Raw genomic sequence first — 24,485 nt, forward strand, 5'->3', positions numbered from 1 at the left:
ATAGAAAAGACTATTTAAGTCTAATTTTAAAATATAAAAAATATTAAAATTATAAACGTCGCATTTATACATATTATGTTAAATCACTGAAGTCGCTGATCTAAACGTTATAATTTTTTGTGTTCTAAAACAGTACATTTTGTTGAAAGTTGTAGTAGCTCTAATTTTTTTAAAAAACAAAACCGAGTTACTAACAATTATGTGTGTAACTTTTTTAAAAACTTAAAAAGTATTGTATTTAACAAATTAAATTTCAAAATTAGACTTAAATAGTCTTTTCTATTTGAACTATTTTTAGAAAAATAATTTGAGTTGTTATTTTTTGGCCAATATTATTTATTACTTAGGCTTTTTTGCTGCTTTAATAATTTTAAATTATGTTCAGAGATAAATTATTTTTATTTTATTATTTTGCATAAATAAATTATCTTTTTGATGTTTTTTAAAAACCATATAAAATAGCTATTTCTAACTTATATTATGTTTATTTTTAACTTTTATTTTGGGTTTTACTATGGCAGATGAAAAAGATTTGAAAAATATTGAAAATGAAAAAATTTCACCGGAAGAGCAAAAAGCTAAGCAAGAGGCTTTTATAAAAGAATTTATGGAAAAAAATACTAAAGAATTGGCGATTCCAGCCATTTCTGAGGGTTATAAAAAAGAAGTTTATTTGATTGTTAATGAATTGGATAAAATCAAAAGAGAAGTTGAAGAAAAAATAACTTCTTTTGTGGATCTTTATAAAATAATAGAAAAGAAACTTGAAGAATTAAGCACAACGGGTCATGTTGAAATTAAAGAAGACGATTACAAAAAATCAAAAGATATTTTTATAAAATATGAAAATTTTTTGAATCAAATTTTGGGTGAACTTTTGGGTGAGCTTAGTTTTTATTCAAGTTTGATAGCTGAAAAACCCTTAGAGACTATTAGAGTATTAAAAGATGTTCCTGATGATGCATCGTTATATCTTTTGGAAAAATTAAAATCTACCAAAAAGTATATTAAAAATATGCTTAAAGATCTAAGAATGAGTTACTCAAGATATTTTGTTGGTTTTGAAGAACAGATTCGAAAATTGGACTATATGATTGCTTATTTAAAGGCATCTCATAGTAAAAAATAGTTTTTAATAGGAGAGGGTTTATGAAGAAGCTATTGTTTTTTTTAATTTTAAACAGTTTTATATTGGCAAATCTTTACTCTTACGAGAAACGCTCTGTATCTTTGTATGACGACGGAAATGTTGGCTGTTTGGTTAGAGAGTTAACAGTTAATGATAACCCTTCTCTTAATGTAATTGGTAACAAGTTTAGAATATTTGAAGTACTTGTTAAAAATAATTTTGATAAAAATATCTATCTTCCATTAAGTTATTATTATTTAAATTTTGTAAAAACTCCTGTTCCTCAAAGTAATATTTTTGCTCAATATTATAAAGAAATTAAAAATAACATAGATCTTAGAAAGCTAATTTTTTATTATTCTTTAATAATTGTTCCATCTTATGTTATGAGTTTGTCATCTATGTCAGATGCGACAAGTTTAAAAAATCTGTTGGATAATTTAATTTCAAATTTACCACTATATCTTTTGACAACAGCTGTTGTCGGTGGAGTTGCAGGATTTGTCGGATGGTTTTTTAGTTTAAAGCCACTAAATGATTCTTTGAATAATCTAAATTCTTTAAATAATTTAAAATCAGATACTTTGAATTATGCCAATTATATAAAAGAAAATAATAGTTATTGTGTAAAACCCGGTAATGAATTTAAAGATTACTTATTTGTGCCTATTAATAGCGAATTTGATTTGGGCGGCAGTTTAATTTATTTGATTGAATAATTTTATTTTTTTAAATAATAAGTTCTTATGTCTTTAGGTAATTTTTCTATAGAATATCTAAGCATAGTTCTAGGCATGATTTTGTAATAACTATCAAGAAAATTTTTTAAAATATTTATATCCCTTTTTCCCATTTCTCTGAGCATCCAGCCTACAGATTTATGTATAAGATCATGTTTGTCATTTAATAAAACTTTTGAAATTTCTATTGTATCTAAATACTCAAAATTGCGAATAAATGTAAATGTAGAAATTATTGATATTCTTTTTTCCCAAAGATCTTTTGATTTGGCTAATTTGTATAAAATTTCTCTATTTTTATTTAATAAAAAATTTCCAACAATTTTTGGAGCTGAAAGATCAACCAGATCCCAGTTATTTATATATTTTGTATTATCTAGATATAAATTATAGATATTTTCTCTGGTTCTTTCGTAATTTTCTTTTTCAAATTTTTTTACAAGAATTAGTAATGCTGTAAGCCTATGTTCATGAATTTTTGATTGAAGTAATTTAATTGTATCTTGTAAATTTAAATCAAAAAATTTTTTGACTAGTAATCTTTGTTGCGGTACGGTTATGCCTAAAAATATATCACCATAACCGTATTGACCTTTGCCTGTTTTGAAAAATCGAGAAAGAATTTTTGCTTTTTCAGGATTTTGTATTTGTTCAAAATCTTTTATTAAATTTTCTAAATTCATAATACTTAAACTACACAATATTTGTATTGCCAATCATTTTCGTTAGTTTCTAGTAAAACATATGTATAATTATAGTTTAATGATAGCTCAAAATGTTGGCAATTTTCTTTTGTAGGTAATGCAGAACGCATAGGTCCTGCGATTGTTATAATTATAGGAATTTCCTGTGTTCCTAGATTACAATATCCTGGAGTTGTCGTTCTACATTCATTTGGATATTTTTGCAAAAGTTCTTTTTCTTTTGATAAATTTATATCTAGGACTTTATCTGGGAACATATTACATAAACTATTTTTTTTAGGAGCCTCGTGATTATGACCATTTATTATTCCAATTACTTCAAAATTATAATCTTTTTTTAAATTATTTTTTATGTATTCAAGAATATTATTGTTATGGGTTTCTTTCATCTCCATTCCAAACCATATATATCTATTTATTTCTTCTTCTCTATTTTTTTCTATGATGTAATGCCATTTAAAGTTTGTAAATTCTAGCGGTAATTCTTCTGCATTAAAGTTGCTTTCTTTTGATATTAATATCTCGGGATTGTATCTTTTTTCCATTCCACCGTGATTTAATTGAAAATATTTTATAGTTTTATTATTAACTGCTTTAAATCCAATGTATAAAACGTCAGGAAGTGTTTCTAAAAAGGCATTTAGCATGCTTATTATGCTATAATATTTGTTTGGAAATCTATTTATTATATAATCTTCATTATAATAATAATGTTCATGATTTCCTCTAACAAGTATTAACTGTTTTGGATTAATTATTTTTAATTGCATAAGTGTTGTTGTTACTTCAAAACCAAAAGGACCCCTGTCTTTATAGTCTCCCAAAAATACAATATAAATGTTTTCTTTTATTTTAAGATTTTTATCTATATATCCCTTTTTAATCCACTCATCTATTAAATTACTTAAAGTTTGATATATTCCATGGATATCTCCCACTATTATTACCTTACCATTCTTTGGAAGTATTAATTTTTGAACATATTTAAATAGTGAATCTCTGAATCTGTGGATTACAGGGGTATCGAATTTTGACTTAAATTTTGTCAGAGATTCTTCGAATTCGTTTTTTACCAAATTAAAGTTTTTTGGCATAGATACCCAATTATTTTCATTTATTATATTTTCCATTGTGTTGAAAAATTCACATGAAATTTTCAAAAATTGATCTGATGTTATAAATGTTTCCGTTTCATTTATTGAACTACATTTTGAATTCCAAGAAGTGAAATTATCTATGGATTGTTTTTCTATCAACAAATCTTGAGCATTTATTAGATTTATTTGAAAAAATATAAGTAAGATAAGTTTTTTTATAAAATATCTAAATTTAAATAACATAATTTTATATTTTTTATTAATTGTTTATATTATTTTACTATTAATATAGCTCTTGCAGGTGCTCCATCTGCTTCTTTTATCAATATTGGAAAACAACAAAGAATATATTCATCTTCAATAACATCTTTTAATCGTAATCCCTCAATTATTGGAATTTCAGCTTCCAATAAAAATAAATGGGTATTATGTTCAGGCTGATTCCGTTCTATTCCAAGATAATCAAAGCCAAATGTTTTTATTTTTTTATTTGCAAGATATTGAGCTCCGGATTTATCTAAATAAACAAAATTTTCTGTAAAATTTATATTTTCATGAAGAACACTATTTTTTGTTTTTAATAAAATTATATCGTTTTCATTAATATTAAATTTTTCTAAATCTTTATCTGTTATTTTTTCTTTTATGTCGCTTAAATCAAATACTTTACACGGTCCATAAAATTTACTTAAATCCAACTGATCTAAAGATTTACCATGGTGTAAAAAATGTGAAGGCGCATCGATGTGTGTGCCTGTATGACTATGTATGGTAATCAATTTTTCTCTGACTTTGTCATGCTTAAAATCCGAAGCTTGAACAATATTTATATATTTTTTATTTTTGTACTCAGTGATACTTTGAGTTATTGGCCAGCTTATATCTATAATTTCCATATCTATCTCCTATAATTATAGAGTATTATAAATCAATTTTTTCTTTAAGATAGCTGGGAATTATTGTTGATGCAAAAAATATATTTTCATCTAAATATTTTAATTTACCCAATTTATTTAAACTACTTTTTACATATTCTTTAGTAAGTTGAGTAAAATCATGTTTTGCGGCAACTGTAAATCCAAAAGTGCTACCTTGATATGTTGGGATGCTTGCTGTGTGAAGTTGAGCAAAAGGAAACACGGCGCGTATATTCTTTTGCATACTTGAAACCAGTTTATGTTGATATGTTAACGATTCACTTTGTATTGATACAATGCCGTCAGATTTTAATGCGTCATAAACTTCTTGATAAAAAGCTTTACTTGTAAGTCCATCTGCCGGACCATCCGGATCTGATAGGTCCAATATAATTACATCAAATTTATTTTTATTTTTTTGTATAAAAGCTCTGCCGTCACCAATAATTAAATTTGATTTAGGGTTTTCATAACAATTGTTAGGTATTGATGGAATGTACTTTTTGCATGATTCTATAACAGATTTTGATATTTCAACCATTGAGACCGATTCAATATCATGTTTTAAAACTTCGCGTAGCGAACCTCCATCTCCCCCGCCTATAATTAATATATTTTTGGGGTTTTTATGATAAAGCATTGGGACATGTGTTATTATTTCGTGATATATGAATTCATCAAATTCGCTAGTTTGCACTCTATCGTCTAAAGTTAACATTTTTCCATAAGCATAAGTGTCAAAAATTTCTACTTTCATATTAATTTCTAAATTATTTAATTTTATTTTTTCTATACCGGAAAATAAAATTTTTTTTATGCCTATGCCATGTTTTAATATTGATTCGTCTGTTGGACATGTATTTTCGAAAAAATAATTTATATTATTTTCTTTGATGATCATTCTTCTTTGCCTCTGTTTATAAATTGAGATTCAACTCTTTTAGGTGAAAGTTCTTTTTTTAAATATTCCATAGCTGCTTGAGGATTTGTATGAGCTCCACAAGTAAATATATCTATAGCGATATACTTTTTTTCCGGCCATGTATGTGCAGATATATGTGATTCTGCCAAAATTATCATTCCGGTGATTCCATGTGGCTCAAATTTTTGTATGGCAACTTTTAATGGCGTACTATTTGCAGCTTTTGCAGCATTCCAAAGCATTTTTTCCCAAAAAGCCGAGTCGTCAGGGACATTGCATTCCCAAAATTCAACTAACAAATGCTTACCCAAATAATTATTTTTATTTAGCATAATGCATCCTATAAATTTAAAATTTTTATGAAATAGATAGAAACAAAATTATTTTTTTAAATAATTTTTAAAAAAGACTCTTGCGGGCCCAATGATTAAACTTTATGTTCATCGGAAACCCTCCAATTTTATGATTTGTGAATAAAAATACGATACAATGCTGTTAAATCTACCAAATTGTCCAAAATATGCAATCTAATTTTTTTTAATACTATGTCCACCGAATTGGTTTCTTAGCATTGCGACAACTTTTGTTCCGTAATTTCCGCCGGTTTCACGTGATTTTTTTCTTATATCGAGTGAATCTTTTAGTAGTTGCATATTAATTTTTTCTGCAATTGCTTCATCCAATGTCCATCGACCGGTTAGATTTTCGTCTATGGCACCGGAAATATTTTTAAGTTCTTGATCTTTTTCGAATACATTTTTACAAAGTTCTAAAATCCAAGATCTTATTACAGATCCATTTATCCAGGTATCTGTAATTTTTTCTAAATCTAAATTTTTATAATTATTATTATTTTTTAAAAGATCAAAACCCTCGGCATAACTTTGTAATAAACTATATTCTATGCCGTTATGTACCATTTTTACATAATGACCTGCTCCGCTTCTACCCAAATAGTTATATCCATTTTTTGTTGCAATAGCTTTAAATATATTTTCTATTTTTTCGAATATTTTTTTATCACCGCCTATCATTAGAGAATAACCGTTAAATTTTCCGGCAATTCCGCCAGAAGTTCCACAGTCTAAAAAATTTATATTTTTTGTTTTTAGTTTTAGATAAAGTTCTTGTGTGTTTTTAAAGTGGCTATTGCCGCCATCTATAATAATAGATTCTTGTTGCATAAGATTTGATAATTTTATTACGGTTTGATTTGTTATTTCTCCCGCCGGTAGCATGAGCCAGATTATATTTACTTTTTTAGCTAAATCTTCGATATTTTGTGAAAAAATTATATTATTTTTGAATTTATTTTTGCTATCCAAATCGTGTTCAAAAATTGAATTTATTATTTCGTTTTCATTTATATTTGGATCAAATGCTAAAATTTCGTAATTATTTTTTAATAATCTATAGGCAATTGAACTGCCCATTTTACCTAAACCTAAAAGTCCTATTTTCATGATCTCCACCTTATTATTTTTTTATCAAGCAGTTTAAGTTCTTTTGGCCCGCTTGAATTTTTGGGATAATTAAATATTTTAAATTTATTTTTATTCATTTGATCAATAATTTTCCAAGAATATTCTATTTCATCAGATCGTACAAAGGCCGATTGATCTCCTTTAATAACATCTAAAATTAGATATTCATAAGCTTCAGGTGTATTTGGACCAAGCAAACATGAGTGACAAAAGTTCATTTGTACCGGTACTACATTATTTGCAGATTTTGGATCTTTGCTATTTAATTCAAGATAAAAGCCTTGATCCGGATTTATTTTTAATGTTAAATAATTTGAGTCTGTTGGACACCCTTGAGTAAGTAAACATTTAACCATTTTAAATTTTATATGAATACTGGTTTCTTTTTCGTTCAGATGTTTTCCAGTTTTTAAATAAAATGGTACATTTTTCCAACGCTTATTGTTTATTTCTAATTTTAAGGCGGCAAATGTTTCTGTTTTTGAATTTGGATTTACACCATGTTCTTGTGTATACCCTTCGTATTGACCTAAAATTGCATTTTTAAATTTAATATTTTTAAGAACTTTTGCCTTTGCATCTCTTATATACTTTGCCTCGAGTTTTTTAGGTTGTTCCATGGCTATAAGACTTAATATTTGCAACATATGGTTTTGTAAAACGTCCTTTATGGCGCCATATTTGTCGTAAAAAGCGCCGCGCCCTTCTATGCCTATTTTCTCTTTTAAAATAATTTGAACGGAATCTATATTTTTGTTATTCCATAGTGGTTCAAATATTCTGTTGGTAAATCTTACAAGAGCAATATTACTTACAAGTTCTTTTCCTAAATAATGATCTATTCTATAAATCTGGTTTTCATGAAAAGATTTTTCTATGCATCTGTTTATTTCTTTAGCAGATTTTAAATCGTGGCCAAATGGCTTTTCATAAACAATTCTAGACCAAGGGTGTTTGCATTCTGAACAATTATTTTCATGATTATATTTGGTAATAATTTTATGATCATTTAAATTTTTTGTAATTACTTTAAAATGTTCCGGCATTGTTGCTAAATAAAAAAGCTTATTTCCATTGATTTCATGTTTAGTTTCTACATGTTTTATTAAATTTTTAAGTTCGTGATAACTTGTATTATCGTAAAAATCTAATTGATAATAATACGAAGCGTTTTTTAATTTATTCCATATATTTTTATCTATTTTGGAGATAAATTTTTCAGAATTTTCTAAAATTGTGTTTATGTCTGTTTTATCAAAAGATACGCCTATAAAAGCAAAACGATCTAATTTATTATTTTCTATAAGTTTATATATTGCCGGAATTAGTTTGCGTTTACAAAGATCTCCTGTGGCACCCAAAATTATAAAAGTAACTTGATTCATTTTACCCCCTAAATATAGAAAATATTATTTTATTTATATTAACAATAATATTTAAATTTATTTAAAATAAATTGCAATTATTTGGTTTTTTAGCTTGAGCGCAAATCAATTTAGGTGGTTTATAGAGTTCTAAAGGTTCAATTTTTATAGATTTAGATGTATTTTCAATTATTAACATTGTAATTTGATTTATTTCAACTTCAATTTTATCTATATCATCTTTAATTATATCTTGATTTTTGTTTAATTCTATTTCTAATGAAATCAATTTTTTGTTTATTTTATCTATTATTTCATTTTCTTTATTATCAATTATTAGTGTGCCATTTTCTGATAAAATAAAAGCAATAAACTTTTTACACTCTTCTATTTTTTCTAAGAGATAATTTTTATTTTGTTCAATATAAAAATTTGTATTTTTCATAGGTATTAATTTATTATTATTTAATAATAATATTAAAAATATAAAATATTTAAATTTATTCATTTTTTTCCTATAAAATTTAATTCTAGAACATATTACAATTATTTTCGCCGGTTTTTTTTTGATGTAAACCAGCTACTATTAAATCTGTTTCGAGCGATAAATTGTATATATTCTTTTTTATATTTTCTATAGACTCTTCATCGCTTTTTGATTTTGCTAATTTTAAAAGAGAAATTAGAATACTGTATTTTTGTTGCACCGCTTCTAAATCTTTTTCGGTATAATATTTTTGTTGAGTTTTTTGAGATTTCATAGCTGTTAATTCTATTTTATTAAGAAAAAACAACACTGAAATTATTAGAAATATTATTTTTTTCATATGTTTTATTTAAACTTTTTAAATTATAGATCCGTTTGAGATAAAACTTTTATTTTTGTAAAAATTAAATTTTCTATATTTTGTATTTGTTGGAGTAAATTGTCAATTTGATTGCTATACAATTTGAGATCAAAGCCGGCAATGTCATCACTTTTTTCTTTTAAATCCTCAAGAATATTTATTAAAGCATTAAATCTAAGATTTTTTAGATTTAATTCATTCTTTATATTTTTTAATTGATTATTAATATTTTCTATTTTAGTTATTGTAGTGTCTAATAGATTAATTGATTCAATGCGTGATTCCAGATTATTCATAGCAAAATTTTTTTTATGTGATGAGCCTGTAAGAATTAATAAAGATAGTAATATAAATTTGATTTTCATGTTTTTCCTTAAAAAATATTTTAAACAAGCATGAATTTTAGCAATAATTTAGTATTATGCAAATAATTTATTTACTGTCTGGCTTCTAGATTTGTGGTTAAAAATTCTTTTAAGAATGTATTTCGTTTAATACTTTTATTATTTTTGATAGCCATTGCAATTGCTCTAGGCTCGCCTATCAAAATACATAATTTTTTAGCTCTGGTTATTGCCGTATAAATTAAATTTCTTTGTAATAATATAAAATGTTGCATAAATACCGGTATTATTACAGCGTCAAATTCTGAACCTTGGCTTTTGTGAATGGATACTGCATAAGAAAGTACAATTTCATTTAATTCTGTAAAATCATATTCAAGATCTCGTTCGCCAAAATTTATAAATAAAATTTGATTTTCGTTATCTATTTTTTTTATTTGACCAATATCTCCATTAAACACAAATTTATCATAGTTATTTTTTATCTGCATAACTCTGTCGCCTTCACGATAAATTTGTCCAAATCTGGCTACTTCAGCCAAATTTGAATTTGCCGGATTTAATATTAATTGTAACTCTTGGTTAATTCTTTGAGTTCCTGCAATACCTTTATTCATGGGTGTAAGAACTATAGAGTTTTCCGGATTTATGAAATGTTTTTGCAGCGTGCTTCTATATATTTTATGTAATAATGGGAAAATATTTTCAGCATTATTTTCTTTAATATATATAAAATCGTTTTTACTTTCAGGGATAGAAGTAGTGGGAAATTCGCCTTTATTTACTCTATGTGCATTTACTATTATTAAACTATTTTGTGCTTGTCTGAAAATTTCCGTTAGCTTAATAGTTGTTATTTTTTCAGATGCAATTAAATCATTTAAAACATTTCCCGCACCAACGGATGGTAATTGATCAATGTCGCCTAATAATATTAAATGAGCATTATCAGGCAATGCGCGAAGAGTTGAATGCATTAAAAATACATCTATCATGGATGCTTCATCTATTATTAAAAAATCCAATTCTAAGGCATTGTATTCGTTTCGTGCAAAATTCATTATTTCCGGTTTGAATTCTAAAAGTCTGTGTAAAGTTTCAGCATTTCTTCCGGTTCCCTCAAACATTCGCTTGGATGCTCTTCCTGTTGGCGCTGCAAGTTTAAATTTAATTTTATAAAAATCTAAAATATCTAGTAATTTTCTTAAAAGTGTTGTTTTTCCGGTTCCGGGGCCACCGGTTATTATCGTAATTTTACTTTGAAATGCAGCCATAATTCCATGCTGTTGTAGTTCGTTTAATTCTATATTTCTAGAATCTTTAACACAGCTTAATTTATAGATATTGCTTAAATCAAAATTTAAATTATTAGATTTTTTTTCTTGTAATTTAAGAATTTTATTTGATATACCCTTTTCGGAAAAATAGTATTTGGGTAACGATATAAAATGTTTATCTTCTGTTTGAGAAATTAATTTTATTTTATCTTGCGAATAAAGTTCGTTTAAAGATTTTTTTAATAAAAGTTTGTTATTATTATTGTTTTCAAGTTCTAGTAGCTTTAAGCTCTTTTCTTTACATTCTTCAACTTCAATATATAAGTGTCCGTTATTTATATTTTCAGTGATGCAATATAAAATTCCGGATTTTATTCTTTTTATAGAATCTTTTTCAAGCCCTAGTTTTAATGCAAGTTGGTCTGCTGATTTAAATCCTATACCCCAAATATCTTCTACAAGCTTGTATGGATCATCCTGTATTAATTTTAAAGATTCATCACCATACGTTTTGTAAATTTTTACAGCAAAAGCAGTTGAAATATCTTTTTCTTTTAAAAAGACCATTACTTTGGATATTTCTTTTTGATCGTGCCAAGCATTTGTAATAGATTCTACTTTTTTAGGCCCAACACCATAAATAGTTAAAAGTTTTACAGGATTTGTATCTATAATTTCTAAAGTTTTTTCACCAAAAGCCTCGACAAGTTTTTCTGCAAATTTAGGGCCTATTCCGCGAATTAATCCTGAAGCCAAATATTTTTTTATACCCGTTGTTGTTGATGGAAGTTGAGCTTTACATTCGCTGGCCTCAAATTGACGCCCAAATTTTTTATGAAAAACCCATTTGCCTTTTAATGTAACATTTTCACCTTGATGAATTTGCGGCAAATATCCCTGTACTGTTATATCTTCTTTGGCTGTTACTTTTAATGTAAATATGGAAAATCCATTTTCACCATTTTTATAGATTTCTTTATCTATTGTGCCACATAGTTCAACAAGTTCTTGCATATTTATTTGGTTTTATTTTGTTCCATTAATTTTCTATAAAATTCTACTGCTTTGTTTTTTGTTTCATCTGTTAAAATATTGTTTATTGGTTCAAATAAAGCTATAAGCTCGGTACATACTTGCAGTAATGTTGCTTTATCTTTTATAAAATTTTCAAAAAACATAGGAGCATCTTTTTCTAAACAATTTAAAAATTTTAGTCCTACAGGTATATTTGCGTCGGCTTCAAATTTAAAAACATCTTCAAGTTTAATATTGGCAGTATTGACTGAAAGCATAATTTTTGCTTTAGATTCCGCGCTTAATAATGACATAAATAAAGGTTCGTTTACAAAACGAAATGCTCTTTTATGTAAAACCGGAAATACTGTTATTACAGGCTTTAGTGCGCCATTTTTTAATTTCGGTACGTCGAGTTCTTGTATGCTATTTATATTTTCAACGATTTTTTGTAATTCCTTATAAGAGCTTTGAAGCCTTAATGTGTAAATAGGATTTTCTCCAAATATTTTGTCTATAATTTTTGCATGATTTTCTGGGACAATATATTTTGAATTTTGAATTATTGAATTATTTGTAGCTATATTTTTAATGCTTTGTTGTGCTTGCATACAATTAATATTTTTTAGCCCTAAAACTATAAAAAAACAAAAAATTGTTTTTAAATATTTAAACATACCAAATCCTTTCCTTTTTTTATTTTAAAACGAGGCTCCAAGTCTTAAAAATATGGTCCAATCAAGACCTAGATTTTTACTTGCTATTGTATAATCTCCACCAAATCCTAAAATTAAATCCCAATCCTTTTGTTTTTTAATATAATTACCTTGAACAAATATTTTATGTTGTTCTGCATTTGGTGATGCCGCATCTTCAATTCGTAATGAATTTATGTCTTCTCCTCTGGTGTCTATTTCTTGAAAAATTTCTTTCTGTTGATGATAAAAATCGTAACCAAAACCAACGTTCCAATATTTTTCTATTTCAAAGCTTAAATATGTTACAAAGTTGATTATATCACCGGGTTTTAATGTAATTTTGTATGCCGGTGGGAATATATATTCTTTTATAAATTCAGTAACTTGTTCTTTATTTTCTATATCAAGGTCTAGCGGTGAATTTATGGTTTTTTTTGATGGAATAAGTCTTTCTTCCGTTGCTGCAAATAAATTGTCAAAAGATATTCTGTTCCAAAGATGTATTGAATTATGAAACATATCTATTTTACTTTCAAAAAAACATCCTAATCCAAAATGACCATAGTTGCCGAGTTGCGGTGTAATTAAATTATCTCTAATACTTTTTAATAAATAAGGAATATCGTTTACCATATTATCAAGATTTATATCATAAATTTTTAATCTTGGTCCGGTTGTAAATTTACTTGTAGGTAAAATGCCTTCAAAGCCTACATCAACTTGAAAATTTGTCATATTAAGACTATTAAGCCCAAGCTTTACTCTTGTATCTCCCATTCCAAAACTTTTTTTTATAAGCTCTCTGGTATCAAATGTTGAATCCGATCCAGCAAACATTTGTTTAATTCGGTTTTGATCTTTTTGTGTAAGCCAAAAATTTCTTTCGGAAAATAACAAAGATGTATCTATTTCAAATTTAAATGCGGATTTAATGAATGCCAGTTGAAATAATCCTCCAATTTTTCTTTCTTGAATTGTAAGTTTTTTGAATAATGGTATAAGAGCGGATGCATCGGATGCTCCCAATTCAGTTATCATTGTTTGTGTAAATTGATCTAATGCTTCTTTGTTTTCATCAAGCATTAATGTTTCATCTGTTGAAAAATCCATTTTGTTTGTAAAATTAAAAAATAAATTACATAAAAAACCACCATACTCAAGAGCAGAAATTCTATGAGGCATTAAGTATAATACGTCACGGCCCCTAGGAGGCTTTGTTTTGTTCCATAGTGGGGTATCTATTGAAACTATTACTGGTATAAGTCTTTCAAACATATCGTCGTAAGCTCTAGTTTGAATTTTTGATGTATCAATATTATCAAAAAGATCCGGAGAAATAGATATATCGTCAAGATTTATACTATCGTCAAAATTTGAAAAATTCATAGAATTTAAATTATTATTGTTTAATATGTTACAGACCAATAGTGTTATATAAAATATTTTTAAAAATTTTTTTTTCATATATTTATATTCTTTTTAATTTTAATTTTAAAGTTTAAGATTAGTAAAATACAAATTCTTTGCCATAAGATTATTTCAGGTAACGTTAATTTTTTCAAGTTTGCCCTAAATTTGGAGCTAAAATATCACAAAAAAGGGGTTTTTGCCTTTTAAATTAAGCTTTTTTGATTTTTTTAAAAATAAATGTGGATTTTGATTTTTTAAAAATATAAACTTTTAAGAAGTCTAAAATTTTTTTAAAAATTAAAAAACTACGCTAAAAATTAAGGAGCCTTTATGCAACAAAATTTTACTTCAAAAAAATTATTGATAGTTGTTGAAGGAAATATAGGTGCCGGAAAATCTACTTTTTTACGAATATTAAAAGAGCGTTTAAACTTAGATATAATTTATGAACCTACAGATAAATGGCAAAATATTGGCGATGGCGGAAATCTTTTGGATTTATTTTATAAAGATATAAAACGTTGGGCCTATACATTTCAATCTTTTGCTTTTATAACCAGAGTGGAAGCTATAAATGAAAGATTAAAAAACAGTAAAGCAAAAGATGTTCAAATATTAGAACGTTCCGTTTATAGCGATAGATTTTGTTTTGCCAAAAATTGTTATGAAGCAGGCTTGATGTCTTCTTTAGAGTGGCAAATATATAAAGATTGGTTTAAATGGCTTGTTGAAGGGTACACTGAAAAACCTGATGGATTTATTTATTTAAAAACAGATCCTAAAACTTGTTATTCTCGAATGCTTAAACGAGATAGAGATGAAGAAAAATCAGTTCCACTATCTTATCTTGAACTCTTACATAAAAAACATGAAGATTGGTTGATAAATAAAAGTGAAATCATTGATTATATAAAAGATATTCCTGTTTTAAGCTTGGATTGTGATACTGAATTTGAAAATAATATTGAGCATCAAAACCTATTAATTAGTCAAATTGATATGTTTATAAAAGAATTACGGTCAAAATATATTATTCCTGCGAAACAAATTTCGGCACAATTATAGTTTTTATACTATTTATTGGATGTAATTATTTATAAATTTGACAAAAGGTCACTAGAGTTTTAATAATATTAATTGTTGAAATTATTAAAACTATGTGACCTTTTTCTTTTAAGGAATATTTTATGGATGCAGTTACAACTGTCGATTGGGTTAAAGTTGCGGCTTGTATAGCTGCCGGTATTTGTATGGGAATAGGTTCAATTGGTCCATCATTAGGACAGGGTTTTATTGGCGGAAAAGCCTGCGAAAGTATTGGCAAAAAGCCGGAAAGTGCCGGTCTTATAACCAGAACTATGGTTGTTGCACTTGCATTTGCTGAAAGCTCTGCCATCTATGCATTACTTATAGCTTTAGTTTTACTGTTTGTGGTTGCAAAATAATAACAATATGCAATTTAATATTACTTTTTTTATACAAATAATTAATTTTTATATAACCTATTGGTTTTTGAATAATTTTTTATTTAAATCGGTAATTGATTTTATAGAAAAAGAAAAACTTAAAGAAGCACAATTAAATAATGTAATAAAAGAAAAACAAGACTTGTTATTAAATTTGGAATATAAAAAGAGTAAAGAATTAAGTGATTTTCAAAATAAAGTAAATAAAGATTATAAAGCAGAATCAATAGATGCTTTAGATGTGCCAAAAATGTCTCAAATTAATTTAGATGAAAAAGAGATAGATAAAATTACAAAAATAACAAAAGATATGCTTGTAGAAAGGGTTCCGCATGTCGATTGAAGATTTAAGTCTTTTATCTATAATTTTTAATTTTACAATATTTTTTTTATTAATATTGGTTATTTACAATCTTTTTAAAAATTATGGTGCTCCATATTTATATTCAGAAATTGAAAATAAAAAAAAACATGAGCAAGACCTAAAAAATAAAGATCTTTTATTAATAAAAACAAAAGATAATCTTGAAAATGAAATTTATAAGCAACAAGAAAAAATATCTTTTTTGAAAAATAAAGTTGAAAATTGGAAAAATAATTTATTGGAAAAAAAAATAGAAAAAGAATTTGATCATAGCAAATATCTTAATGAATTAAAGAATAAACGAAATTTGCAGTTAAATAATTTTAAGATTGCCGAGTTACAAAAAATAGCCATTCCTGAAGCGGTAAAAAAAGCATATGATGAAATGCTAAATGTTTATGGGGGAACAACGGGCTTAAATTTGACAAGAGAATTGATTAATAAAATAAAGCCTTGAAAATTTTTAAAATAGGACTTGCAGAATGCAGGTAGAAATTAATATTATTGCAAAAAAATATGCCATTGCTTTTTTGAATGTTTTTTCAAATGAAATTTCAGATAAAAATTTGGAAAAATGGATTGAATTAAAAAAATTTTTTAAAAAAAACAGAATGATTTATATTTATTTAAGAATTCCAAGTATTCCATATCTCACAAAGCAAAAGGCTTTAGTTCGTATTTCGCAAGCTCTTGATTTAAATAGGCCTATAACAAAAATGATGTTACTTTTACTTGACCACAATAGAATTGAGTTATTTGATTTTGTTTTGGATAAAATAATTCTTTTATATAGAAAAAGAGTAAATTCAAAGTTATTTAAAGTTTCAAGTTCTCACAATTTGACTGAAAGAGAAAAAGAAGCTGTTACAGAATTTATAAAATCTATTTGGCATGGAGGGGTTTGGACAGAATTTGTAAAAGATGAAAAACTGATAGCAGGTCTTAGGATTCAAAGTTTAACTTTTTTATGGGAGCGTTCCATAGCAAAACAACTTAGAAACGTTAAACGATCTATTTTTAAGCAGGTAGGAATATGGTAAAAAAAGAAACGGATATTATTTCTTTACTTGAAAGGGCTTTAGCGGAAAAGCCTCAGGAAAATTTAGAAGAGGTTGGAACTGTTATTAAAGTTGGGGATGGTATTTGTAAAATTTATGGTTTAACCAATGCTGTTTACGGGGAATTGATTGAATTTGAGAGAGGCAGCCTTGGTATTGTTTTAGATCTTGATGAAGATTATGTTTCGGTTGTCTTGCTTGAAAGTGATATATCGGTAATAGAACAAGAAGTGGCAAGAAGAACCGGTGATGTATTTAGAATTCCTGTTGGGTTTGGATTATTGGGAAGAGTTATTAATTCCGTTGGAAAGCCTTTAGATTCTTTGGGAGAAATAAAAAATGATGATTTTTTCCCAATAGAAAAAATCGCGCCCGGAATAGTTCAACGAGTTCCTGTAAATAGTTCTCTAGAAACCGGAATTACAGTTATAGATGCATTAATTCCAATAGGCAAAGGACAGCGTGAATTATTAATTGGTAATAGAAGTACCGGAAAAACTTCTATAATTTTAGATATTATAAAGCATCAAAAAGATAAAAATGTTATTTGTATTTATGTATCTATAGGTCATAAACAGGCTAATACGGCAAGAATTGTTTATCAATTGGAAAAATTTCAAGCCATGGATTATACAATTATTGTTGATGCTGATGCAAAAGAAACGGCGTTAGACCAATATTTAGCTCCATATAGCGGCTGTGCAATTGGTGAATACTTCATGAAGCAAGGTAGAGATGTTTTAATTATATATGACGATTTAAGTAAACATGCTATTGCATATAGAGAATTATCATTACTTCTAAGACGTCCGCCTGGAAGAGAAGCTTATCCCGGAGATATTTTTTATATACACTCAAGATTATTGGAAAGAGCTGGAAAGATATCCAAAGAGTTAGGTGGTGGATCTTTAACAGCTATTCCTATTGCACAAACTCAAGATGAAGATATTTCTGCATATATTCCAACAAATTTAATATCAATTACCGATGGTCAAATATTTTTAGATACAAATTTGTTTAATAATGGAATCAGACCCGCAGTTAATATTGGATTGTCTGTTTCTCGTGTTGGTAGTGCGGCGCAATCTAAAGCTATAAAAAAAGTTGCAGGTGCTTTAAAATTGGAAATTGCTCAATACAATGAACTTCTTGCATTTGCTCAATTTGGTTCTGAATTGGACAAAGCAAGTCAAAAGGCTTTAGATCGTGGTCGAAGAGCTGTTGAAATTTTAAAACAGAATGAATATGAAACATATTCATTTGTTGATCAATCTTTATTTTTGTTTTTATTAAAAGAAAATTATTTGGATGATTTGGATTATTCTAAAATAAAAGCATTCGTTTTAGAATTTGCAAGTTATTTTAAGGCTACTTTTAAAAATAGTTATGATAATATATTGCAAAGTGGTGAGTTAAGTGATAAAAATATTTTGGAAATTAGAAAAGCTATTGATGAATTCAAATTAATTTTTGCAAACTAGTGAAAAGAATAATTTTTTTTTTAATACTACTATTTTTTCTGTCTTCATGCGGTAAAAAACAAAAAAATATTTTTGATTTTACTCCAAAAAAAGAGCACTTTAAAGTTAACAGACTGGATCTGTGTTCAATAAAAAATTTAAAAATTCAAAAAAATGAATTTGGTAATTTTATATCTTGGAAAGATGTTGATTATAAAAGTTCCAATTCAAAAATAAAATTTTTGGGATTTAATGTTTATAGACTTGTTAAATCATTAATTATTCCGAAAAAGCCTTTAAATAATTCTTATGTAAAAAATAACTTTTTTCTAGATAAAGAAGTTCTAAAATTACCAAAAGATCAGGTTCAAAAAAATTATTATTATGTTGTTAATGCAATATTTGATGTTGATGGAGTTATTGTAAAAGGTCCATTAAGTCAAGTTGCTTGTACAAATTAAAAAACCCTCCAACTTAGGACAAGCTGGAGGGTTGGGGGGGCGAACAATACATAAAGTATTGTTCATTTAGGGACTTTTAAAAAATATATTTCAAAAATGCTTTGTATTACGTATTATTTATCGCATTAAATTTATATTCGAGATGAAGATTAGCAATCACATTTTATGATGTCAAGAAAAACAAACAAATTAAATTAAAGTTTTTTTAGCATTAATTTTATTTATAATTTCTTTTTTTATAATTTCCTTAGCTTCAATAATATTTTGTTCCATTAAGCCGCTAAGTAATTTAAACTGTTTATTTGTATATTTAAAATTCATTGTTCCACAAAAACCAGTTTGAATTTCTTTTGTGGGATCAAATTGTTTATCAAAGTTTGGATTTTTAACTAGAGAAAAATAAATTAAAGTTGGAATTGTTGAATCTGTTTTATCTTTAAATACACTAAATTTTTCTTTTGTTATATTTGCATAATCAATTTTTGGAAATTTTATTTTTTTCGCTCTAGCCCAGTCTTCAGCTAATTTGAGCTGTCCGGCACCTTTATAAGCGCTAGCTGACATATCACAGATAATAATTATATCTGTTTGTCTTTCTTTTCTTAATAGTGGTGGAAATGGTAAATTAAAATCCAATCCACCATCTAGTAGTTTTAATACATCCAATTTACCAAGCTCTAGGTTTAATCCATAAGCGAAATTATTTAATTTGCCCATAGACATACGTTCTTCATGAGCTCCTGTAATATCTAGAGTTTTTTGAATAAAGTTATTTACAGATTTCGGAATTTTATTTTGAGCATGATCTAAGCCTTGTTGTAATGAAAAAGTAAATGCTGATCCCCAAATACCCATAAAAAAACCTAAACTTTGTTCTGGACCAAAATCTTTAGATTTGCCGCCTAAAAATTTACGTCCAGCAGCCCATGTTGGCACAAATGCACCTGAAAATGATCCTCCTATTTCATATGGAGAAAACTCAAACCAAGTGAATGGTTTACCGGATTGAATTGCTGTTAATAATGGAAAAATATTTTTTCCATTATTAATTTTTTCAGATATAGCAGACAAAAAAATATTTTGTCTGCTATATTTTTTAAGATTTGCAAAAAGTTTATTTGCAATTAAACAACCATAGATATCAACTAATGTAACAGGTTGACCAAAAATATTTTTTTCCATTAAATAAACTGTTAAAACACCTGGATCAATAAATGTTGTTTTTAAATCTGTTGATACTATATTCATTAAATATTCATTATATGCAGAAACAGATTTTCCTGAATATAACCATGGAGTAATAAACCATGTGGAACCAGATAATCCTGCAGCATAAGTTGCACAATCGAGTAAGCCTATTTTTTCTGCACCCGAAAATAACCCAGCTGTACCTATCATAGCTCTATATCCGCCACCGCTACAACAAAATGCTATATTGGGTATATTTTCTTTATCAATTGTTGATCCTATAAATTTTTCAATATTGGATTTTATTATGGCTTTACGATTTTTTAAATATTCGATTTCTTTTGAACATAAATCATTTCCCAATCTTACCAAGGCTGTTTCATTAGCATGTTTTCCGGAGTTAACACGATTTCGAATTTCATTTGATATAACATCTAATGTTTTACCTAATAATTTTTGAATAGGATTAAGTAAATTCCATTCTATAGAATTATAACCCTTTAAATTTTCTGAGTGCTCAACAATATGAAATTTATTACCATGCATATTTCCAATTTTAATCTTGGTTGAATCTAAATAATTCTTACCTGATAAACTTTTTTTAAGATCCTCTTTATTATATGAAAAAATAAGGAGTCTATTCGACATTAGCGTTCTTGGTGGACGGTTTAAATTTATATTGTCTTGTGGATTTATAATTTCTGGAAAGCCAAATCTTTCAGCCATATCTCCTTTTTGATAATAAATAGAAACAAAAATTGGATCATGTGATGCATTTTCGACATTAATTTTATCTGTAGCAAATATAGTGCTTAAATATATTGTTATTGTATAAAAAATAAATAAAATTCTTTTTATGTTCATAAATTTTCCTTTAAAAAATAATTTTTATCCACTTATCTTTGGCCTAAGCTATATTTTAAAAATAAATTGTGTCAATAGATTTATTAATTTGACTTGATATTGTGAATAAATTTCTTGAATTAAATTCATTAATATGTGCTATAGACATGACTTAGAAATTGAATTTTTATGCATATACATATTATAATATCGTCGATTATTTCTTAAAATAAATTTGCTTTTCATATTCTATGCAAAAATTATTTGCATGATAAAATGTTTTAGTAAATAAGGAATTTTTATGTTAAACAAAAAAATATTATTTTTAGTTATTTTTAATATTTTGAATTTTACACATAGCTACTCAAATGAGTTGTCACCTGTAATTAACACAGATCTTTTAAATAAAATAAATCCGGAAGTTGTTTATTTTGAAAACCATAAATGGAATTTTTTGAAAAAAGAACTTGTAGATAAAGTTAATATACTGTCTGAAGATAATAGCCTCAGAGAGTTCACATTTGTAGCACTATTTGAAGCTGCAGTATATATATTTGCTGAAATATCCCTAAAAAAAGATAAAGAAATGAAACCATTTCTTTATCTTTTTAGAGGGTTATTTTTTATTGTGTGTTTTTTTTATGTAACAAATTTACTTATGCATAAATCATTAAAAAATAAACTCAAACAAGACAATTTGTTAAAAGTTATGGATGATTTTTTTAAAAATTATTCAACAGATCCAAATATTACTTTAAAAATAAATTATCGTAGATTTGTACCTCAAGAACTTTTAGCAACCTTTGATGCCATTTACGAAATTTACAAAAACGATGGTACAGATTCATTAAATGCTTTTACAAATATTTTTAATGATATTAGAAATCAATTTCTTCCTAAAAAAGAGCAATATATTATTATATAAAATTTTTGTGCATATACATATTATAATATCGTCGATTATTTCTTAAAATAAATTTGCCTGAAAATTTAAATCCGTACTTAATACTGGCAAATAAACTTCTTAAGTTAAATTCGTGAATCTGTGCAGTGTAATAATAGTTATTTGTGTAAGAAAAATATAAATTTGAGATTAATTTTAAAGCTTCTTGATATCTACCATTACCCCAATACTTTTCATTTATCCAAACGCCAAGCTGCCCTTTTTTGTGATTAAAATTTCTTATCTCTATTTTTCCTATAAGCTTTTTATCAAAATTATCGAAAATAAAATAAAAAAGCTGTTCACTGTTTTTCTGTAAAATATTTTTTTTAATTAAATATTTTTTTGTATTTTCATATGTTGCATCAGCGTGTGAAATATTCAGCATTCTTTGAACTTTAGGAGAAAATGCCGAATAATATTGGTTTAAATAATAAAGAGAAACTATTTTTAAAGTAATAATATTTCCAACAATTTCGTTTGGTAGATAGAAAATTTTTTGTGTCAAATGTTTATTGGCTTGAATTAAATTCAAGTCTGCACCCTTCTGCCTTTTTATTTTTATTTATTTTTTACACATTCTCAAGCGCTAATGCAAGTGATTCAAAAACTAAATTTTTATTTTTTAAATTACTAAATTTATGACTTTCTTTTAGCATTTTTTCGGTTAAAGAATTTTCATCTAAAACGAACATTAATTTTTTTTCTTTTGTTGTTATTAATTCTATAATTTCTTCTATTGCTTCTATGCCGTCATTATCTATAAAATTTATATTTTTAAGATTTATAATTATATTTTTATTTTCTATAGGTGTTTTTTCAAATCTTGTTATGTGAGATTGCGCATTTATATAGGCTAGCTCACCTTTGATTGAATAAATTAACGTATCTGTTTTTTTTGCTTTTTCTTTTAATTCAAAAATATTTTCTTCTTGTTTATTCGAAAGTAATTCGTATTGTCCCTTTGATAATTTTTGCATAAAAATAAGCATTGAAATTAAAGCACCTAGCAATAAACCAATTATTGGGTCTTCAAGTATTGTTATTACAGCTACAATTAAAGCGATTACAAAATTTGTTTTATCCGTTTTGAACATTTTTACAAAATGTTCCATTTCTATCATTCGTATACCAACTATTGTCAATATTGAGGCTATTATTGCCAGCGGTAAAAATTTGAAATAGTTTAATAATAAAAATGAAATAACAACAATAAAAAAACTACTTATAGCGGTAGAAATTTTATGTGTGGCGCCACTTCTTATGTTTAAAGCTGTTCTTGCGAGTGCTGCGGTAGTAGGAATTCCTCCTGCAAATCCTGAAGCTATATTTGCCAGACCAAGTCCTAAAACTTCTTTTTGTTTTTTATATTTTGTTTTGGTCATTCCGTCTGCAATTTTTGCAGAAATCATTGTTTCTAAAATTGAAATTAATGCAATTATTAACGCAGGCAAAATTAATTTTGAAGAAAATATAAATTCTATCGGCAAAAATAGTTTTGGATTTAAATTACTAAATCTTGTTTCCAGTGTTGGTAAATCAAGCGGAATAATTTTGTTTGATGTTAAATAACCTATAAAAATACCAACAATGGAAATAATTACAGATCCGGGTATTTTTGGAATCACTTTAATTAAAATAAATAGAATTATTGCAAAAAATAAAAATATTAAAAATGAAATTAATGATCCGTTATGTATATTTTTAAACGATTCTATAACGTTTTCTATAAATCTTTCATGTGTTTTTAATCCGGTTAATCCAAAAGCAAAATTAATTTGATTAAAAATTATTATAAAAGATACGCCAAGTATAAAACCTTGAATGGTGCTTGACGGTAAGAATACTAAATATTTTTCAATGTTAAAAAAATAACAACTTATAATTATTATTCCTGAAAAAATTGCCAAAATAGGTAAAACGTTTTCGCCATATAATATTGCATATGTGGCCAATATTCCGGATAAAGCTCCAGTAGGTCCAATAACGTTATAATTGCTACCGCCGAATATTGATGCGATAAATCCTGACCAAATTGCAGCAATAATTCCTCGAGTAGGACTTGCTCCGGATGCAATTGCCAGTGAAACAGCCAATGGTATGGAAACTAAAGAAATTGTTAACCCGGATTTCCAGTTCTCTTTTATTTTTTGAAATATAAAAAAATTTTTCATATTTTTTCCCCAAAATATTTTTAATTTTTATAAATATTTAATTATAAGTAACTATTTTCTAGCTTTTTTATTTATATTTTTATTAAATTACTTTTTATAAGTTTTTACAAGCATTTTTATTTTAAATTTGAAAGATATAATATGAATAATTCAAAAGATTTAGAAAAAATGATTCCATTAAACGTTCATTCGGATAATAAAAATTTATACTTGGAAAATTTAAAAAAAATTACAAAAGATACCGGTAAATTATTTTTGTTTGCCGGTGATCAAAAAATAGAACACTTAAATAAAGATTTTTATGGAAAAGATATTTCATCTCAAAGTGCTGATCCTGAACATTTATTTAAAATTGCAAATTCCGGTTATGTCGGATGTTTTGCCACACAATTAGGTTTAATTTCAAAATACGGTAATGATTATAAAAATATAAATTATGTAGTTAAATTAAACTCTAAAACAGATATCGTTCAAACTAAACAGTTAGAACCTATGAGCTCTTTATTAAACACCGTTCAGGATATAGTTGATTTTAAACAGTCTTCAGCTTTATCTATAGTCGGTGTTGGTAGATCGGAAG

General features: G+C 26.4%; 27 protein-coding genes. 11 read left to right on the forward strand and 16 right to left on the reverse strand.

The genetic code is table 11. The annotated features are described in order from the left end of the window. Positions 1-514: 514 nt before the first annotated feature. A complete protein-coding gene (locus KKE07_02085; protein ID MBU4269648.1) occupies positions 515-1,129 on the forward strand; it encodes a hypothetical protein in 615 nt (204 codons plus the stop codon). Positions 1,130-1,149: 20 nt separating this feature from the next. Further along, positions 1,150-1,848, forward strand: coding sequence for a hypothetical protein (locus KKE07_02090; protein MBU4269649.1), 699 nt, complete (start codon positions 1,150-1,152; stop codon positions 1,846-1,848). Positions 1,849-1,850: 2 nt separating this feature from the next. Here the strand turns inward: KKE07_02090 and KKE07_02095 are convergent, their stop codons facing one another. The 13 genes from KKE07_02095 to KKE07_02155 all read right to left on the reverse strand — a co-directional run bounded on the left by KKE07_02095 (position 1,851) and on the right by KKE07_02155 (position 14,002). Next, a complete protein-coding gene (locus tag KKE07_02095; GenBank protein ID MBU4269650.1) occupies positions 1,851-2,552 on the reverse strand; it encodes a DNA alkylation repair protein in 702 nt (233 codons plus the stop codon). Positions 2,553-2,557: 5 nt separating this feature from the next. Next, entirely contained in the window at positions 2,558-3,913 is a 1,356-nt protein-coding gene (locus tag KKE07_02100) for a metallophosphoesterase (GenBank protein ID MBU4269651.1), read from the reverse strand. A 29-nt stretch (positions 3,914-3,942) separates the two neighbouring features. Continuing rightward, complete coding sequence (locus KKE07_02105; GenBank protein MBU4269652.1) at positions 3,943-4,566, reverse strand: cyclase family protein; 624 nt, start codon at positions 4,564-4,566, stop codon at positions 3,943-3,945. A 25-nt stretch (positions 4,567-4,591) separates the two neighbouring features. Then, on the reverse strand, positions 4,592-5,488 hold the full coding sequence (gene speE, locus KKE07_02110; protein MBU4269653.1) for a polyamine aminopropyltransferase: 897 nt from the start codon (positions 5,486-5,488) through the stop codon (positions 4,592-4,594). Next, positions 5,485-5,841, reverse strand: a complete 357-nt coding sequence (gene speD / locus KKE07_02115) for an adenosylmethionine decarboxylase (GenBank protein ID MBU4269654.1) — start codon at positions 5,839-5,841, stop codon at positions 5,485-5,487. Before speD ends, speE begins: the two co-directional genes overlap by 4 nt. Before the next feature lie 195 nt (positions 5,842-6,036). Beyond that, positions 6,037-6,972: a decarboxylating 6-phosphogluconate dehydrogenase gene (gene gnd / locus KKE07_02120; protein ID MBU4269655.1), complete on the reverse strand. Its 936-nt coding sequence runs from the start codon at positions 6,970-6,972 to the stop codon at positions 6,037-6,039. Further along, positions 6,969-8,378 carry a glucose-6-phosphate dehydrogenase gene (zwf, locus tag KKE07_02125; protein MBU4269656.1) on the reverse strand — a complete coding sequence of 470 codons (1,410 nt, stop codon included), beginning with the start codon at positions 8,376-8,378 and terminating at the stop codon, positions 6,969-6,971. Before zwf ends, gnd begins: the two co-directional genes overlap by 4 nt. 61 nt (positions 8,379-8,439) lie before the next feature. Further along, positions 8,440-8,865, reverse strand: coding sequence for a hypothetical protein (locus KKE07_02130; GenBank protein MBU4269657.1), 426 nt, complete (start codon positions 8,863-8,865; stop codon positions 8,440-8,442). A 22-nt stretch (positions 8,866-8,887) separates the two neighbouring features. Then, the gene (locus tag KKE07_02135) at positions 8,888-9,184 is read right to left on the reverse strand and encodes a hypothetical protein (protein ID MBU4269658.1); all 297 of its coding nucleotides are present in this window, start codon (positions 9,182-9,184) and stop codon (positions 8,888-8,890) included. A 23-nt stretch (positions 9,185-9,207) separates the two neighbouring features. After that, on the reverse strand, positions 9,208-9,570 hold the full coding sequence (locus KKE07_02140; GenBank protein MBU4269659.1) for a hypothetical protein: 363 nt from the start codon (positions 9,568-9,570) through the stop codon (positions 9,208-9,210). A gap of 71 nt (positions 9,571-9,641) precedes the next feature. Next, a complete protein-coding gene (locus KKE07_02145; protein MBU4269660.1) occupies positions 9,642-11,840 on the reverse strand; it encodes an ATP-dependent RecD-like DNA helicase in 2,199 nt (732 codons plus the stop codon). A 2-nt stretch (positions 11,841-11,842) separates the two neighbouring features. Beyond that, on the reverse strand, positions 11,843-12,517 hold the full coding sequence (locus KKE07_02150) for a hypothetical protein (GenBank protein MBU4269661.1): 675 nt from the start codon (positions 12,515-12,517) through the stop codon (positions 11,843-11,845). A gap of 24 nt (positions 12,518-12,541) precedes the next feature. After that, a complete protein-coding gene (locus KKE07_02155; protein ID MBU4269662.1) occupies positions 12,542-14,002 on the reverse strand; it encodes a hypothetical protein in 1,461 nt (486 codons plus the stop codon). A gap of 276 nt (positions 14,003-14,278) precedes the next feature. Between KKE07_02155 and KKE07_02160 the strand changes: the two genes are divergently transcribed. From KKE07_02160 to KKE07_02190, 7 genes are all read left to right on the forward strand, one after another. Then, positions 14,279-15,013, forward strand: a complete 735-nt coding sequence (locus KKE07_02160; protein ID MBU4269663.1) for a deoxynucleoside kinase — start codon at positions 14,279-14,281, stop codon at positions 15,011-15,013. Between the two features lie 122 nt (positions 15,014-15,135). Beyond that, entirely contained in the window at positions 15,136-15,393 is a 258-nt protein-coding gene (gene atpE / locus KKE07_02165; protein ID MBU4269664.1) for an ATP synthase F0 subunit C, read from the forward strand. A 7-nt stretch (positions 15,394-15,400) separates the two neighbouring features. Next, entirely contained in the window at positions 15,401-15,757 is a 357-nt protein-coding gene (locus KKE07_02170; GenBank protein MBU4269665.1) for a hypothetical protein, read from the forward strand. Further along, positions 15,747-16,235, forward strand: coding sequence for a hypothetical protein (locus KKE07_02175; protein ID MBU4269666.1), 489 nt, complete (start codon positions 15,747-15,749; stop codon positions 16,233-16,235). Before KKE07_02170 ends, KKE07_02175 begins: the two co-directional genes overlap by 11 nt. A 25-nt stretch (positions 16,236-16,260) precedes the next feature. Next, the gene (locus KKE07_02180) at positions 16,261-16,818 is read left to right on the forward strand and encodes a F0F1 ATP synthase subunit delta (GenBank protein MBU4269667.1); all 558 of its coding nucleotides are present in this window, start codon (positions 16,261-16,263) and stop codon (positions 16,816-16,818) included. Beyond that, complete coding sequence (gene atpA / locus KKE07_02185) at positions 16,812-18,317, forward strand: F0F1 ATP synthase subunit alpha (GenBank protein MBU4269668.1); 1,506 nt, start codon at positions 16,812-16,814, stop codon at positions 18,315-18,317. Before KKE07_02180 ends, atpA begins: the two co-directional genes overlap by 7 nt. After that, on the forward strand, positions 18,317-18,757 hold the full coding sequence (locus KKE07_02190) for a hypothetical protein (GenBank protein ID MBU4269669.1): 441 nt from the start codon (positions 18,317-18,319) through the stop codon (positions 18,755-18,757). The genes atpA and KKE07_02190 overlap by 1 nt, the downstream gene beginning before the upstream one ends. Before the next feature lie 189 nt (positions 18,758-18,946). Here KKE07_02190 and KKE07_02195 read toward each other — a convergent pair whose 3' ends face one another. Beyond that, entirely contained in the window at positions 18,947-20,809 is a 1,863-nt protein-coding gene (locus KKE07_02195) for a hypothetical protein (GenBank protein MBU4269670.1), read from the reverse strand. A gap of 280 nt (positions 20,810-21,089) precedes the next feature. Here KKE07_02195 and KKE07_02200 point away from each other — a divergent pair, with 280 nt between their 5' ends. Further along, entirely contained in the window at positions 21,090-21,713 is a 624-nt protein-coding gene (locus KKE07_02200; GenBank protein MBU4269671.1) for a hypothetical protein, read from the forward strand. Here the strand turns inward: KKE07_02200 and KKE07_02205 are convergent. Beyond that, entirely contained in the window at positions 21,706-22,266 is a 561-nt protein-coding gene (locus KKE07_02205; GenBank protein ID MBU4269672.1) for a GNAT family N-acetyltransferase, read from the reverse strand. The two genes, KKE07_02200 and KKE07_02205, sit on opposite strands and share 8 nt — an antisense overlap. Before the next feature lie 37 nt (positions 22,267-22,303). After that, positions 22,304-23,905: an STAS domain-containing protein gene (locus tag KKE07_02210; protein MBU4269673.1), complete on the reverse strand. Its 1,602-nt coding sequence runs from the start codon at positions 23,903-23,905 to the stop codon at positions 22,304-22,306. A gap of 141 nt (positions 23,906-24,046) precedes the next feature. Here KKE07_02210 and KKE07_02215 point away from each other — a divergent pair. Beyond that, positions 24,047-24,485, forward strand: a 439-nt coding sequence (locus KKE07_02215; GenBank protein MBU4269674.1) for an aldolase, incomplete at its 3' end; no start/stop codon positions are given.

It is taken from the genome of Candidatus Dependentiae bacterium, from assembly GCA_018897535.1.
In the GTDB taxonomy this organism is placed as follows: Bacteria; Babelota; Babeliae; order Babelales; family UASB340; genus UASB340.